Below are 15,253 nucleotides of genomic sequence, written 5' to 3'. Positions count from 1 at the left end.
GCAGGAACAGTTGAGGAAGTGGGCAGATCTCATGGCCACCAGTGGGCAGTTCTACTGGCCGTCAGTGGGCAATTTCGTGGCCGCCTATGGGCAGTTTTTCATGGCCGCTTACACGGGCCGGAGCTCCCAGCGATCGACAGCGAAGGAGCAGGACTTACGGCAGAGCTGGCGTGCTGCACAAACTATTCGGGTGTAACTACGGGTCTCTTATGCCGCCGGGATTGCAAGCAGCCCCGAGTCCCGTAGTAAACCCGGCAATGTTGACCCGATCGCTTTTCCCGCCCACGAACTCCTGACGGATCGTCCCGGGCAGGACGAGTTCACCGTTGTGCTCAATGACGCCGCCGGCGATGAACTCTGCGCGGGTGAGGTTGCGGGCATGTTCCAACTCGACGCGGTCGGTAAACGGCGCGGCCCAGGTGACCGTCGCACGGGATCGGTCGTGACGCTCCCACGGTGACGACGCTTATGTGGCCGGAGAGGATCACCATGTCGCCTAGCTCTTCGTATCAGGCCGAATGGGCTGCCTGTGTGAATGATTCACCTTCAGCCCAGTGGTGCAAGTCCGTGGAGACGGCAACCGCGACCGTCTCCACGCCGGCCCTGCTGTGAGGAGCGAGGAATAAGGAGCGAGTGTAGGACATGCGCTACATTTCGTCGCCTCCGCGGATCATGGAGGCTGTCCAGGCCGCGGTTCCATCCACCGGTTCTGGGCCTCCGGCAGTAAGGACGGTGGCGTGTTCGGTCCAGTCGATCAGGTCATTGTGGCCTGGCCGATGGTGGGTGGCGATGGCGCAGTTCCGGGCCGCCGAGCGGCTTGAGCGCCTGCAGGTAGTACAGGTGCTGGGTGTTCCCGTACTGGACTGCAAGAAACCCCGATCCATCGGCGTCGGTTGTCCGCGCCAAGATGTGTCCCAACTAGTGCTGTGGAGCCTTACGCCGAAGAGGGGGAGGGGTGCTCGGCGGCGTGGGCTTTGAGTGCGCCGATGACTTGGTCCCGCCAGGCCACGGCTTCAGGGAGCAGCTTGGTGAACTGGGATGATCCGTGGACGTGGCCTTCGCCGAGGGAGAAGGCCACTTGTACCCCAGCCGCCCGGAGGCGCTGGGCGTAAAGGTACCCGTCCATCTGGAGCGGGTCGAATTCGGAGCTGATGATGAACGCGGGCGGGAGGTCGGACAAGTCCTCGGCCAGGAGCGGTGAGGCGTAGGGGTCGCTGGCATCGTCGGGGGAGCGCAGGTACCCCTCAACGCATAGGTCAAGCTCACGCTTTGGCAATGGGTACTGGCCGCCGCTGTACTGCTCCACGCTGGGGCTGCTCAGTGTCAGGTCCAGGGCTGGGACTTCCAGGACCTGGAAGCGAATCTTTGGCCCGTTCTCATTTCGGGCTTTCAGGGCAATGGCCGCGGCGATGTTGGCTCCGGCGGATCCTCCGCCGATAGTGATGTTTTGCGGGTCGCCGTCGTAGTCGGCTGCGTGCTCCACGGTCCAGAGCAGTGCGGCGTAGGAGTCTTCCAAAGGGATCGGGAACTTGAATTCCGGAGCCAGGCGGTATTCGACGGCGACGGTGACGTAACCGGCAAGGGCAGTACGTTCCCGGCAGAGGCTGTCGACAAAGGTCTCCTCGATGGTTCCTGCCATCCACCCGCCGCCGTGGTAGAAGACGTGGATCGGGTGTGGCCCGGGGGTGGCTGGCTGGTAGATCCGGACCTTTATTTCACCGCCGTCAACGGGGATCATCGCGGTGTGCACGGAGCCTACATCGAGCGGTGCTTGTGCGACCAGGGCGGCGAGGGCGTCGGAGCCTTCGAGTCCGGCCTGCCGCACGGAGGGCATGTCGGTCACATCGGTGAGACCGGTGGCGGGCATGCTGTCAAGGAGGTTCTGGAGGGCGGGGATAACGGGCATGTCAGTGGTGCTTTCTAAGGGAGGGGGCAAAGTTCCGGGGGTGCGGGCTTTATTCGGCTGAGGACATGCCGGCGAATTCGGCGTCGGGCTCCTGCTCGTGCTGGAATTCGTTTGCGATGCGGCCCCCACGGAATCCGATCCACCCGATTACAACGCCCAGGAGGGCAGCCACGGCGGAGGCGATGTAGATGAGGCTCGGGGAGAATGCAATGACGGCGGGAATGATCGCGGCGGTGGCAGCGGCCACCAGACGACCGAAGGTAAACACGAACCCCTGTGCGGTGGAACGCAGCATGGTGGGAAACGCCTCGTTGCCCCAGACCCGGGCAATGGGTTCACCGCAACTGGTTTGCCCGATGGAACCGATCAGGAGGGCACCCAGAATCGTCACGAGGGTAAACCCAAAGAAGACCGGTAGCAGCAGACCAACGATGAACACGACACCACCGATGAGGAACAGCGGGATCCGGAAGCGGGTGTCCACGTACTTCATGAAAAGGAACAATGCTATGAAGGCCAAAGGGAACAGCAGGACCGTGTACGGGATGACCTCGGTGATTGCCAGGCCCGCGACGTTGACGGCCACGTAGGTGGTGAAAGAACCCAGGACGGTGCTTGCGGACAGCACCAGCGCGTAAAAGACCGACAGGATAATGAACGGGCGGCGGAACGGGGGCTGCAGTAGGTCGCGGACGCGGGCTTTATCGGCCCGGACAGTGTGAATGCCGCGGCGGCGTTCCTCGCGGGACTGCAACCACACCGGAGACTCGGGAACCGTGAGTCGCAGGGCGAGCCCAATGAGGGCGACAACGACGATCAGGCCGTACAGTATCTGCCCGCTCATCCGCCCCATCCCGCCGGTCGCGGTGGTGAGAAGTACGACGGTCAGGGACGCGGCGATCCACATCACCTGGGTGAAGACGAGCATCTTGCCACGGTTTTCCTCTGTGGCGGCTTCCGCAATTGTGGCCAGTGACACCGGCAGGTCGGCTCCGACGGCCAGGCCCAGCAAAGCGATACCGGCCAGCAGGACGGTGAAATCTGTAGAAAATGTCGGTGCGAGGCTGCCGATCACGATAAGGGCCATGGTGAGGATAAAGACCTTGCGGCGGCCGTAGAGATCGCCGAGCCGGCCGCCGACCAGCGCTCCGATCGCCAACCCCACGGTCACGATGGCGGTTAGCAGGCCGACCTGATCGGCCGTGAGTCCAATCGTTTGCTGGTAAATAACCAGTGCAATGCCGTTAACGGTCAGCGCTGCACCGTCCACGTACGAAGCGAGACCGGCGATGACGGCGACGCGCCAGGGATGTTTGTACGCGCCAACTGGAGCAGCCGCACCCGTCCATGGGTCCTTAGCCTCAGGGGTGATAGAGCTGGACATGTAATCCTCCTTGATTAATCGTGTCAATCACATCCGATTAACAAAGTATGCGCTAAGGTTAATCGTGTCAAGCACTAGGAGGAAAGAATGGGTTCCACTGCATTGACCGTCAGCGACGTGGCGAAGGAGGCCGGCGTCTCGCGGGCCACGGTGAGCTATGTCCTCAATGGACGTCGCGACGTACGGGTCAGCGAACCAACGCGGCAACGGGTAATGGATACGGCGCGCAGGATGGGCTACGTTGGTTCGCCGGCGGCACGTGCACTTCGCAGCGGCCGGGGCGACGTCGTGCTCCTACTCATTCCCGACTGGGAAGTTTCCGGTCAGCTCGAGCTCCTCCTGGAAGAAATCGGCCGCCTTGTCGCTGCCTATGAACTGGTCTGCCTCCGTTACGAGGGCGAGCACTGGCAAGGCTCCCTGCACAAACTGCTTTCCCGGATCTCCTGTGCCTGCGTCGTGACCTTTGACCCGTTGAGCCCCGACGATGCGCACGCGCTCGAGTCCGCCGGCGTACCGGAAGTATCCGCCCGGCTGCTCGACCACCCAGGGATCCCCCACAACACCACGATCGGACAAGACACCATAGTGGCCGCCCAGGTCGACCACCTGCTCGAGCAGGGATACACCCGCCTCGCTTATCTAGTAACTGAAGAACCCCGCGGGCGGGCGTTCACCACCGCACGTATCAGAGCGTTCCACGACATCTGCACAGCGCGTGGCGTAAAGGGAGCAGTTTCAACCACAATTTCCAGCAGTGTGGACGGCATTTCCAAGACAGTGCAAGCGTGGTTCACTAACTCAGATGAACCGCTCGGGATCGCTGCGTGGAACGATCTGGCTGCACTCGGCATTATCAGTGCCGCAGCGGCCCTGAAGATCGCGGTTCCTCAGCGGCTGGGTGTCGTAGGGGGCGATAACAGTCCCGTTGCCGCCCTCGCCCGCCCACCCATCAGCAGCGTTAAGTTCAACTTGACTTCAGAGGCTCAACAAATAGCCGCACGCATCGCCGGAATACTTGGACACGACCCGGGCAACGGCACACCAGCCCACGCCGCAGTGGAAGTGATATTCCGGCTTTCATCCGCAGGACCCGCCTAAAAGGACGATCCGCTCGGCCTCTGCTGGCTGCCTGGGCCCGACACTCAGCAGGCCCCGGCGAACGTGTCAACAAAGAATCAAAGAACCGCGCCGAGCACGATTGTCCCTGCTCGGCGGCCCCTGCTCCGGATTAATCCCGGGTAACCGCCGCACAGCAGGCGATGGGGAAGCCGAGGACCTCTGTTTCAGGCGCCGGTTGGTTGCCAGTAAAGCCCTGGACGAGCCTCGCGTGTTCTGGGGCTTCTCAGCGCAGGAAGCTGACGACGCCGGTGCGTGAGCTGGTGGCAGCACCGAAGATGTACTGCTCGTCCTGGTCACGCCGGCCGAGGTCCGCCGGGATGGTGATCCGGCTGGTGCTGTCTGGGCTGAGAGTTGCGGGAGTCCCGTTGACCAGGACAGTGACGGCGTAGTTTCCGCGGAAGATCGGCGCGGTCGTGACCCGGGTTGTGCCGCTGCCGGTCATAGTGAGCTCGTGACCCGCGATCTCGGCGTATTCCTGGGGATGGAACGCGGGAACAGGCGCATGATTTTGAAAGGTGGCGTGCCGTTGCTCAGTGTTTCGGACGAGCCTGGCTACTGAAAGTCCCACATAATGGTAGAACTGCCGCGATGATGGACTGTGATGTTCGGAACCCACGGCCCGGCCGACCGGAAGAAGGAAATTGGCTCGCCCTACACTCAGCGACGTCGCCCGTCGTGCAGGTCTTTCCCCCACAGCCGCTTCCCTGATCCTCAACGACAGGCCCAGCCGGCTCTCAGAGGATGCTGCAGAACGAGTCAGGAAAGCGGCCCGGGAATTGGGCTACCGGCCCAATATGGCGGCACGGAGCCTCAGGACAAAGAGCCAAACAATCGGCTTCGTCTCCGATTTCATCACATTGGCCGGTTTTGGTGGCCAGATGATTCACGGGGCGATGCAGGAAGCGCGCAAGACCGAACATGTGCTGCTCATCACTGAAACAGAGCAGGACCCCCTTGTGCCCCACGCTATAGCCGAAACCGGCGTTGAAGGCTCGGAACCAGGCGATGAGTCTGCAGCCATCAATGCCCTGCTGGACCGCTTGCCGGAAGGCATCATATATGCCACCGTACGGTCCCAACCGGTTACCGTCCCTAAGGCAGCCCGGTCAGTTCCCGTCGTTCTCCTCAACGCTTCCAGCTCAGCGGAAGCTGAATGCAGCGTTCTTCCGGACGAGTATGCCGGTGGCAGATCCATCGCCGGGCTGCTGATTGACAACAACTTTTCCAGCGGCATTGTCGTTATCGGCAGTTCCCAGACCGCCATTCATGACCCCGGAAGCACGCCTGCAGTTTCGCGACGGCTCGATGGCATATTTTCTGTCTTCGACGAGCACGGCATTACTCCATTGGCGCAGATAGATTGTCCAATTTGGGATGCGCAGGCTGGCTACACAGCGGTCAAGACCCTGATTGACGCCCGAGAGCCCTTGAATGCGCTGTTATGTCTGAACGACCGCCTTGCCTTTGGTGCTTACCAAGCCCTCACCGAAGCCGGCCTGCGCGTACCCGATGATGTTTCCGTCGTGTCCTTCGACGACGATCCGCTCGCCTCATACCTGCGCCCCCAGCTCACAACGGCAGCTCTGCCCTTCAGAGAAATGGGTGAGCTGGCGGTACGGTTGCTGTTGGACCAGAACGCGGAAAAAAAGGAACATCTGGTCCCGATGCCCGTGCAACTTCGGGGCTCTTTGCGCTCACAGGCGTGAGCACCACCTAGCTCTATTTGAGTAAACAAAACCAGTCAGCGTTTGCCATTGCAGCCTGTTCACGGTTCATGACGTTCAAGCAGCGACTCAGCCCGGCTGCGGACATACGCCGTTGACATCGGCGCAAAAAGAGGCTCCACAAATAGATCGTTCTCCCGCGCGCTTCTATGAGTGCAAGCCCGCGTCTTTTGGAGAACCTACCAGAAGAGGGCCCGGCAGACCGTCGAGGACGATGTGCCGCTCCTACGCGGAGCTTTCGCATCACCGCGCCGCGGCAGCTTCGCCCGGACCGCCAATCACCGATGGGAGTGGGTCGCGATGAGAATGCCCCCAGACGGGCAGGACTGCCATGAAATCTTGGGCGTGGGCGACCAGCTTTGACGCTCCGTCTTGGCAGCCCTGCCCACGAGTCCCGATGCCGCTGACCTGGGAGCGGCGGTTTGGACCGTGTGGGCATCGGACAGCGGCACGATTGATCTTGCGGTTACTGAGTGGCGATGGCTGCAGCGGCGAACGAAATTGCTTCAAAGCCTTTACCAAAGGCCTAGTTGGGATAGACGTTCCCTACCTTGATCTGCGCATACGGAAGGCTTGCCTCGGACATGCCCCGGGACGCGTGCACTTCCTCCCATTTTCCACTTCACAAACGGACTCGGTGGGGAGATAGGGTTTGTGAGGACCCCGAGACCAAGGTTTCCCTGACGGCCTTTCGAGTACTCCCCTGCGGGTCTCCGCCGCGGAGCTGCAACGCCTGGGCAACTCACCCACACCAGGATTAGGGGGCGAAAGGATCCGCCGCTGCCGGGGCGTCCCCACTGGCGTTCAGGCGGCTCGGGTCTGTCGGGATTCCCGTACTTGAGCGTATTACAAGTTCCGGCCTGGACTCTGGGTAAAAAAGCCCCGAACGATCACCGTGGCGCGCAAGCTCATCCAGGAGTTGACGGACCGCACGTTGGCCTTGTCGCTGCGCGAACAAATTCGCTGTTGTCAGGCCAAAAGCTTCGCCGACTTCACTGCCGTCAACACCGACCACTGATAAGTCGTCAGGGACTGAGAGAGCCAGTTCCCGAGCGGCAAGAATGACCCCGGCCGCAACGTCGTCCGACGACCCGACAACGGCAGAAGGCCGGTCCATTTTCGGAGCTGTTAGCAGCATCCGCGCAGCTTCGTATCCACCGCCGAGTGTGGATTCGGCCGGAACTATCCATTGCCGGCGCAGCGGAATTCCTGCTTGCTCCATGGCGGCTTGGAATCCTCGGAATCGCCCTGAGGATCTGGACCTTGGGGGGCCGCCCGTCCCGCCCACATGGGCGATCCTTCGATGCCCCAAGGAGATCAGATGAGAAGTCGCTGCGGCGGACGCCTCCAGTTCGTCGCTCCTGACAGCGGCTACACCTGGTGGGGATCCGCCCACACTGACCACCGGCTTGCGCAGGGCAAGAATCTTTCCTATGTCTTCCCTGCGGAGGCAGCTGTTGACGATGATAACTCCGTCCACGCGTTGTCGGAGGAGGAAATCATCCAGCAATGTTTCCTGGTGCCTTCCTCTTCCTGAGTTGTACAGCGTCAGATCATAGCCCTTGGCTACCAGAGCTTCGGCTATCCCCTCCAGGACTGCTGAAAAGTACCAGCGACTCACTGTGGGAAGAAGAACCCCAATATTCCGGTTCCGCCCTGAGGCCAGCCCCGCAGCTGAAAAGGACTTGACGTAACCCAGTTCTTTAGCGGCCGCCCTGACCCGCTCGCGGGTGCTAACGGAGACGCGGGCATCATCACACAGTGCCCGCGACACTGTGGCTGCTGATACTCCGGCAAGCCTGGCAACGTCTTTGATTCCTGGCATTTCGGTTCACCCGAGTCCTTCCTCAACGGAGGCAGGCGCACCCCCGTCCGGCGGCGCCAACCAATTCGCCGGAAGGGCATCCTTTGGCGGTGGCAGGAGCATGACCAGAGCTGCCAAGGACCGTGGGGAGGCTCTCCACCCGGACATTGCCTTGGCCGCCCCGGTCTCCACGGAAGCCCTTGGTGATCCAGAACCGACGAGTTGTACGCGCTGATACCGGGCGGTGCGCTAAATCCATTTGGTTCGCCCTGATACCGAGCGGTGCTAAATCCATTTGGTTCGCCCTGATACCGAGCGGTGCTAAATCCATTTAGCAGCAAGTCTCCTTCCGTCTGGGCGTACTGTCAAGTAGTTCCAAGGAAGACACACTCTGGGGCGTGCTGGGCTGTGAACGCGACGTTGGGTGTGCGACCCCATCGACCTGCCGCCGGGGTGGACATGGGGAACTGCAGCCCTGGCTGCTTTCGGAGTCGGCCTGGAGGGTGCTGTCGCAGCCTGATTGGAACGTCGGCGGATTTTACCCACACAAGGCCGTGCCGTCTATGCTGGCGCTGCTCGGATGGTGGGTGCATGATGTGGCCGGCATCTCGATGCTAAATGCCTTGGTGGCTGATTCAGCGCATTGCAGCCAGCCCCACCGCAGCTTTCTACTTCTGCATGCCGTGGCGGGTGGCTCCTTCGGGAAAAACGCTCGGGACGTTCTCCAACATTCATCCCCCTTACTGCTGGATGACTGGCGCGGCCGCCGTCTCCCCCTCAGAGGCGGGCCGATTTTAGTGGAAATTTGTTGGAAAGCGCCCACTCCTGGTGATGAGTGACCTGGCGATGCCTGGTGGTTCACCTTGCCCCCATAAGCCCACTCCAGGGTTGGCATGCTTGACATGGAACACTAAGGGTGCGAACCTTTTCCGCAAGTAAATCCATTTATCGCCGTGGATCGTGGCCACCTTGCCCGGAAGGCGTGAGTTGAACGACGCGTCGATCTCCCGAGACACGCCGCTTCCGAATCGCCAACATTTCGTCGCCTGAGGCAGCCGAAGCAGTACCAGTACACCATCTCAACAACTAACCCCATATCTGATAGCTATTCCCGCACTTCGACTCCAAAGGAGGAGCCGTCATTATGGACGAAACCCGTGTGGAAAAACCCAGATTGTCCGGTAAGCCCGCCTCTGCCATAATCGCCGCCTGTATCGTTGCCGCCCCCTTCTCAGCAGCCCAGCCGGCGGCCGCCGACACCCTGCCGCCCCTGGCCAGCACAGTTCCGGCCGCGGGCGCCGAAATCATCGGGGAGCAATGGCTCACGTCGCGGACCCTGCAGCTCACGGTAGCGACAGAGGCTTTCACGGCTCCAGTGCCGGTGGAGGTTACGTTCCCCAACAACTACGACAGTGCCGGGAACTGGCCAGTGACCTACTACACCGCCGGAACAAATCACGATGAAACCACATTCAGGGCAGCCTACAACGGCGAAGCCGTTACTGCTTCCTATCCCTCGATAGTCGTCTCTCCCCGCGGGGACAGTGGGTACTGGAGCGACTGGTTCAACCTCGGCGCCGGCGGCCCGCCGAAATACGAGACCTTCGTCGCCAGTCAGCTCGTGCCGCTCATCGACGCCAATTTCCGCACCATCCCGGACCGGGCCCACCGCGCAATTATGGGCGAATCCATGGGCGGCTACGGAACGCTGATGCTCGCGGCACGTCACCCGGACGAGTTCGCCGCAGCTGCCAGCCTCTCCGGGGCCCCGGACAGCAACTGGGCCGGGGGGATGGCAGCCATCTCGGCCAGCCCGACGCTTCAGGGCGCCACACCGGACTCGATCTACGGGCCACGCGCCACAGAGGAGGTCCGCTGGCGCGGCCACAACCCGACAGATCTTGCCGCGAACCTCAGCAGTGTCGACTTGCAGGTGTTCACCGGAAACGGAATCCTCGACGCCACCCGGGAGACTGGGGCAGCCGACTCTAGCGGATGCTCGATTGAGGCGGGAATCGTCCGCCCTGAGAGCCTGAGCCTGCACCAGAGGCTCCTCACCCTGGGCATCCCGCATGCCTGGCAGGACATCCCTTGGGGCTGCCACAGCCCAGCCCTCTTCGACTACGAGATGGCCCAGGCCGTCCAGCGCTTCCAAACAGTCTTCAGCCAGCCCGCGTCAACAACAAGCCATTCCTTCGACTACTCATCGATCGAACCGAGCTTCACGACATTCGGATGGCACATCACAGCCGACCCTGGACGAGCCCCAGAATTCATAGACATAGAGGGTGTTTCTGCCAACGGCCTGACCATCACCGGCAGCGGCAACACGACGATCACCACGCCGCCCCTATTCCAGGGAGCCAAACCTGTCACGCTCACCATCGACGGAATCCCCACCAGCGTCGTCCAGCCGGACAAGAACGGCACCATTACCTTCACGGTCAGGCAGGGAGCCCCCGACGCCCAGCAGCAGTACACAATCGGCGCCGCAACCAACCGAACAACCTCCACTGTCGTCATTACCCGATGAGCGCAAGCAAAAGTCAGAGAGGCCCAGTATGACCGTCAGAACCGGCGACCAGCACCCCAGTTCACACCCCTGCCGATGTGCCACGGAGGTCGGCTCAATGAAGGACCTGGTGAAGACGCATGAATAGAAAACTTCGACGCTGCAAACCCGCGCTGGCAAGCCTCCTGGCTGGAGTGCTGCTCATCGGGGGAACCTGCGGGTCTGCAGCGGCCAACGCACCCGGCCCTACAGAAGTCAACGTAACTCACGGGAACGGGGGAGGGGAGCCGGTGATCGGGCTGGACCCGGTCCATCACAAGATGGTCCTCGCCTACACCACTCAGGACAGCAAATGCGGTTTAGAGGTTTCGGGTGACAACGGCCAGTCTTGGCAAAGTATGCCATTTCCAGCAGATCCCGGCCCAACCCCTGGAGTCCCTTACCATAACTGCTCCGACCCGGCCGTCGCCGTTGGCCCGGACGGAACGATCTACGCCGCCGGCGGCTGGTGGGACCAGCCCACCGGTCCTGCCGACTACTACAATATCTACGTTTCCCGCTCGAGTGACGGCGGTCAAACCTGGAGCGCCCCGGTGTTTGCTACGGGAGACAAAGACGCGGTGGACATCGTGGCCCTCGGTCGTAATACAGGCCACTCGGACCGGGCCTTCATGACCGTAGACAACAGCACCGGAACCGTTTACGTGAGCGCCGCGGACTTCCCCCGAAATCAACGATGGATCGTCGCTTCCCACGACAAGGCCGCGACGTTCGGGAAGCCTCAGGCGATTGACTCGGCGGACTACCCGGAAGCGGGCGGAGAGCCTCTGGGAGACTATATTCCCTCGTCTGCAAATGGCATCCTTGCTATCTCCTACGTGGCCGGTCCTGCATCTACCGGGAGCGCATGCCCATGCAACATCTTTGAGACCAGCACGGACGAAGGCGTTTCCTGGACGCGTCACAGCACTCCCGTTGCCGCAAACTGGACAGCGGCCGACCCTGCTAACCCCGGGCACTTCGCCATCCTGAGTGGCGCCGGGCTCAGCGCTTCCACTTCCAACCCCGACTACCTTGTCATCAGCACGACATTCGATTACGGCGAAACATGGTCCACGCCACAACTGGTCGGTCAGACTCCAGCAAACCAGCGGTACCAACCATGGATCAATTTTTCGCCCCAAGGCCTGCTTGGCGTCGGCTACAAGACCGTGTATGGCACAAGCGTCAACAGCGACACATACGACTATTGGTCCGCACTTTCGTGTGACGGCGGCCTGAGTTTCAGCGCTCCGCTGAGGATTAGCGGCAATGTTTCGGGTCCGGAGCCTGCTGGAGGAGACGACTTCTCCTTCGTGGCACTCGACAACAGTCACCTATATGCCGGGTGGGGTGACATGCGCGCAAGTCCCACAGACCCGACTCCAGGATCACGCTCAGTTTTCTTCGGCAGCGTGCCGGTCAGTACCTACACGAGCCAGAGCGGCACGCGAATGTCCTGCCCACGATAAGAAGACCACCATAGGGCTTCTCACGGGGAAGCTCTATCTCCCAACCAAACGGGCCGTGGTTCCTCCTACTCACAGAGAGACGGGGGAACCACGGAATTAAGGCAGGTCCAGCAAAGGCGCAAAGCAAGTGGGGCCTTCAATAGAAACTAATGGGTGTCTTGGTCGTAAGAGACGCCTCTTCAACCGAAAGAGGATTGCCATGGAGGGTCTCGATTACAGGCCGTATTTTCCTATGTCTCCAGAGGGACATGCCACGTCCTACATACGCTCCGCGGTTCGGATTGACGTGACTGTCCATGAGCTCGGTGCAGATGTGAACAGGCTTTTAGATGAGGCAGTGCAAAGGTTAATCCCGGTGGCCATCAGGCATAAGCACGGCATTCTGGTGACTCAACTTGGCTATGGAAAATATGCCGTTGAAGTAGACCCAAACGTCCCCTTGGGTTTGGTTGAGGAAAAAAAGCTCGGTGAATCACGGGTATAACGCCCCCAAACGATCACGCGGGGCGCCAGCGACCATCCGCATTCATCGTGCGGGGTCAGGAGTGATTCCTCCTGCCAACTCGTCGAAGGCTGCCATGACGAGAGCATCACCTAGGCCATGGGGGAGTCCTCGGCGGCGAAGACCAGGCTTTCCTTTTACGAACTGACGTCGACAGCTTTGCGCGGAGGCTTTGGACTAGAGCTCTGCATGCCAGATCTGCTTTGTGGCCATTGATCCATAGATCACCGGCGCAGTCGTGGCTTCGCTGCAAAATGACTGTAGACAAGGCTCTAGCCTTCTTCGGAGGAACCGACCACCATTCACAGAAGGAACCATGAGACATCACACGACCTCAGCACCTCGCCGCCCGGCCCAGAACAGGCCCCGCACGCCGCGTCCATCCTGGGATGCGCAGTCACTGGCTCTTATCTCCGTTTTTGCGGCGTTGCTCGCAGCCTCGGCGATCGTTCCGGGCATTCCCGTCGGCAGCTTGTGAATGCTTGCACCTCCCGCTAAATCCTTTTATCCTGAGGAGGTGCGACTCTAACCGCAGAGAATGCCGCACATGTTCTTGGTGCCCTCCGACCGACCATGATCCGAGAACGCGTAGCCACCCACCCATGCATTGATGGCCTGGAATTGCGGGAGTCAACCGTTGACTGAGGGGTACATCGTTGACGCCGTTCGAACCCCAGCGGGACACCGGCGACCTTCAGCCAGCAAATCTGCCCCTCTACGTCCGAGCCCTGCGGACTCTGACCATTTCCGTAACGACGCAGCGCAAGGACCCAGCACGCGTCAAACCGCAGCTTACTGATGTGTTCCATATTCATAATTCAAGGAGGAATTTCCGTGTTCAATAGCCGAGCAAAGGCTAAGATCTGGCACCTGCGACAGGCTTTGGCCGTCACCGCCGCAGCCGTCTCCGCCGTAGCATTACTGGCCCCCGCGGCACCCGCCACTGCTGACTCACCACCACCGCTCGGAGGCACAGTCCCCGTCTCCGGTGCCCAAATCATTGGCGAACAGTGGCTCACGGACCGAACCCTGCAGCTGACCGTGGCCACGGATGCATTCAGCGCCCCCGCCCCGGTGGAAGTTGTTTTTCCCGTTGGTTACGACACCTCGGGGACCCAAAAGTGGCCCGTGACCTATCACACCCACGGGACGAACGGAAACGAAACATGGTTCCGAACCGCATACGCCGGCGAGGAATTGACAGCCTCCTACCCTTCAATTGTTGTCGCGCCTAAAGGTGAGAGCGGCTACTGGAGTGACTGGCTGAACAACGGACCACGGAATTACGAGACGTTCGTCATGGACCAACTCATACCACTGGTTGACGCGAACTTCCGCACGATTCCCGACCGGGCACACCGCGCCATCATGGGCGACTCCATGGGAGGCTACGGCTCACTCATGCTCGCCGCCCGGCATCCCGACAAGTTCGCAGCAGTGTCCAGCCTCTCCGGCGCGCCCGATAGCAACTTTGCACAGGGCATGGCCGCCATCTCCGCCAGCCCGACCCTCATGGGCGCCCCGGCCGATTCGATTTACGGACCGCGACTCACCGAAGAAGTCCGGTGGCGCGGCCACAACCCGACAGACATCGCTGAAAACCTGCGGGGGGTTGACCTCCAGCTGTTCAGCGGCAGCGGCATTTTGGACCCCACTCGTGGCGAGTCAGCAACGAGCACGCCTTTCTGCGCCGTCGAAAGCGACATCGTCCACCCAGAAACTGTGAGTTTCGACCAAACACTGACTTCCCTCGGAATCAGCCATTCCTGGGAGGACTTGAGCTGGGGATGCCACAGCCCAGCGATGTTCAAGTACGAGATAGCCCAGACAATCCAGCGCTTCCAGGCCGTTTTCGCCCAAGCGCCCACCGCACCCCAGACATTCGATTACACCTCAATTAACCCATCATTCGATGTTTACGGCTGGCACGTTGTCACAGACGCCCAGCGGGCACTCGAGTTCCTCACCCTGAATGACGTCAGCACCAACGGGTTGACCGTTACAGGCAGCGGAACCACAACCATCACCACCCCTCCCCTGTTCAACGGAGCAAAGCAGGTCACGGTTACGGCAAACGGGATCCCGACCAGCGTCCAGCCGGACAAGAATGGCAGCATCACCTTCACCGTCCGCCTTGGACTGGCCGACACCCAGCAGCAATACACGCTGGGAGCAATAACACGCCAAACCTCCACAGTTGTCACCTTCACCCGCTGAAACCCAATAGCTTCCGGGCTGCCACAACTGCCATACAGCAGTCGCGGCAGCCCGGAGGTGTTTATGCGCCCAGCGGGGCTCGGCTGAATGGAAGGCCGTCGGGTAGCGAAATGTGGGGATACGAAGATTCTAGAGACAGGTCTCTGTTCAACTACCTCGCCTGCGTACTGAACACGGCACGTCGGCAAGGTGGGCGAGCACGCCCCATCCGTGGGGTGATCAGCATTTGTGTCAATTCCGCATCCGCCCGTGAGAGCTAAGGCCCTTACAGGCCAGGAGGCAAGACGATGGTTGCCACGCACATCTCTTGACAGGAGAGTGCTTATGCGCGCATCCTATTTGCTAAATCCTTTTAACAGATTACCCAGATCCAATGGAAGACTGTCAGGGAGACCTTCATCGACGATCTGCGGGCTCGGAACGAGTTCTTCTGTCACGCCTCCCCGCAGGGCCCGGTCGAGCTCACCCCGGTCGCTGGCCGCCTACCCCCAGCTGCGGATACCAGCACCCTCATCCACCCCCGAAATAATAGACTCATTGGAGAGCCAGTTATGCATAACAAGAACGCAGTCCG

General features: G+C 60.9%; 11 protein-coding genes. 7 read left to right on the top strand and 4 right to left on the bottom strand.

What is annotated here, in order from left to right; translation table 11 throughout:
• The coding region (locus ACTJK0_RS17890; protein WP_440746104.1) for a hypothetical protein at positions 1-196 on the top strand (196 nt) is incomplete at its 5' end.
• Between the two features lie 738 nt (positions 197-934).
• Here the strand turns inward: ACTJK0_RS17890 and ACTJK0_RS17885 are convergent.
• A complete protein-coding gene (locus ACTJK0_RS17885; RefSeq protein ID WP_440746103.1) occupies positions 935-1,906 on the bottom strand; it encodes an alpha/beta hydrolase in 972 nt (323 codons plus the stop codon).
• A 49-nt stretch (positions 1,907-1,955) separates the two neighbouring features.
• A complete protein-coding gene (locus tag ACTJK0_RS17880) occupies positions 1,956-3,290 on the bottom strand; it encodes an MFS transporter (protein WP_440746102.1) in 1,335 nt (444 codons plus the stop codon).
• A gap of 87 nt (positions 3,291-3,377) precedes the next feature.
• On the opposite strand from ACTJK0_RS17880, the gene ACTJK0_RS17875 reads away from it, so the two are divergent.
• Positions 3,378-4,388, top strand: a complete 1,011-nt coding sequence (locus tag ACTJK0_RS17875; RefSeq protein ID WP_440746101.1) for a LacI family DNA-binding transcriptional regulator — start codon at positions 3,378-3,380, stop codon at positions 4,386-4,388.
• Between the two features lie 244 nt (positions 4,389-4,632).
• Here the strand turns inward: ACTJK0_RS17875 and ACTJK0_RS17870 are convergent, their stop codons facing one another.
• Positions 4,633-4,851 carry a hypothetical protein gene (locus ACTJK0_RS17870; protein ID WP_440746100.1) on the bottom strand — a complete coding sequence of 73 codons (219 nt, stop codon included), beginning with the start codon at positions 4,849-4,851 and terminating at the stop codon, positions 4,633-4,635.
• Between the two features lie 199 nt (positions 4,852-5,050).
• Here ACTJK0_RS17870 and ACTJK0_RS17865 point away from each other — a divergent pair, with 199 nt between their 5' ends.
• A complete protein-coding gene (locus ACTJK0_RS17865; protein WP_440746099.1) occupies positions 5,051-6,115 on the top strand; it encodes a LacI family DNA-binding transcriptional regulator in 1,065 nt (354 codons plus the stop codon).
• A 775-nt stretch (positions 6,116-6,890) separates the two neighbouring features.
• Here the strand turns inward: ACTJK0_RS17865 and ACTJK0_RS17860 are convergent.
• Positions 6,891-7,958 (bottom strand): LacI family DNA-binding transcriptional regulator, encoded by a 1,068-nt coding sequence (locus tag ACTJK0_RS17860; protein ID WP_440746098.1) that lies wholly within the window; start codon positions 7,956-7,958, stop codon positions 6,891-6,893.
• 1,123 nt (positions 7,959-9,081) lie between these two features.
• On the opposite strand from ACTJK0_RS17860, the gene ACTJK0_RS17855 reads away from it, so the two are divergent.
• The 4 genes from ACTJK0_RS17855 to ACTJK0_RS17840 all read left to right on the top strand — a co-directional run bounded on the left by ACTJK0_RS17855 (position 9,082) and on the right by ACTJK0_RS17840 (position 14,679).
• Complete coding sequence (locus ACTJK0_RS17855) at positions 9,082-10,470, top strand: alpha/beta hydrolase (protein WP_440746097.1); 1,389 nt, start codon at positions 9,082-9,084, stop codon at positions 10,468-10,470.
• 269 nt (positions 10,471-10,739) lie between these two features.
• Positions 10,740-11,960: a sialidase family protein gene (locus ACTJK0_RS17850; RefSeq protein ID WP_440746096.1), complete on the top strand. Its 1,221-nt coding sequence runs from the start codon at positions 10,740-10,742 to the stop codon at positions 11,958-11,960.
• A gap of 199 nt (positions 11,961-12,159) precedes the next feature.
• Entirely contained in the window at positions 12,160-12,444 is a 285-nt protein-coding gene (locus ACTJK0_RS17845; RefSeq protein ID WP_440746095.1) for a hypothetical protein, read from the top strand.
• A gap of 852 nt (positions 12,445-13,296) precedes the next feature.
• The gene (locus tag ACTJK0_RS17840) at positions 13,297-14,679 is read left to right on the top strand and encodes an alpha/beta hydrolase (protein WP_440746094.1); all 1,383 of its coding nucleotides are present in this window, start codon (positions 13,297-13,299) and stop codon (positions 14,677-14,679) included.
• Positions 14,680-15,253 lie beyond the last annotated feature (574 nt).

The sequence above is a fragment of the Paenarthrobacter sp. 22069 genome (genome assembly GCF_052046035.1).
Lineage (GTDB): Bacteria > Actinomycetota > Actinomycetes > Actinomycetales > Micrococcaceae > Arthrobacter.
Note: the sequence above shows the minus strand (reverse complement) of the source record. Positions and strands in the feature narration are given on the sequence as shown.

Bases quoted from the DNA above. Each gene is read 5' to 3' on its own strand.
- ACTJK0_RS17855 (WP_440746097.1), top strand. From the start codon at position 9,082: ATGGACGAAACCCGTGTGGAAAAACCCAGATTGTCCGGTAAGCCCGCC.
- ACTJK0_RS17845 (WP_440746095.1), top strand. From the start codon at position 12,160: ATGGAGGGTCTCGATTACAGGCCGTATTTTCCTATGTCTCCAGAGGGA.
- ACTJK0_RS17880 (WP_440746102.1), bottom strand. From the start codon at position 3,290: ATGTCCAGCTCTATCACCCCTGAGGCTAAGGACCCATGGACGGGTGCG.
- ACTJK0_RS17875 (WP_440746101.1), top strand. From the start codon at position 3,378: ATGGGTTCCACTGCATTGACCGTCAGCGACGTGGCGAAGGAGGCCGGC.
- ACTJK0_RS17885 (WP_440746103.1), bottom strand. From the start codon at position 1,906: ATGCCCGTTATCCCCGCCCTCCAGAACCTCCTTGACAGCATGCCCGCC.
- ACTJK0_RS17870 (WP_440746100.1), bottom strand. From the start codon at position 4,851: ATGACCGGCAGCGGCACAACCCGGGTCACGACCGCGCCGATCTTCCGC.
- ACTJK0_RS17860 (WP_440746098.1), bottom strand. From the start codon at position 7,958: ATGCCAGGAATCAAAGACGTTGCCAGGCTTGCCGGAGTATCAGCAGCC.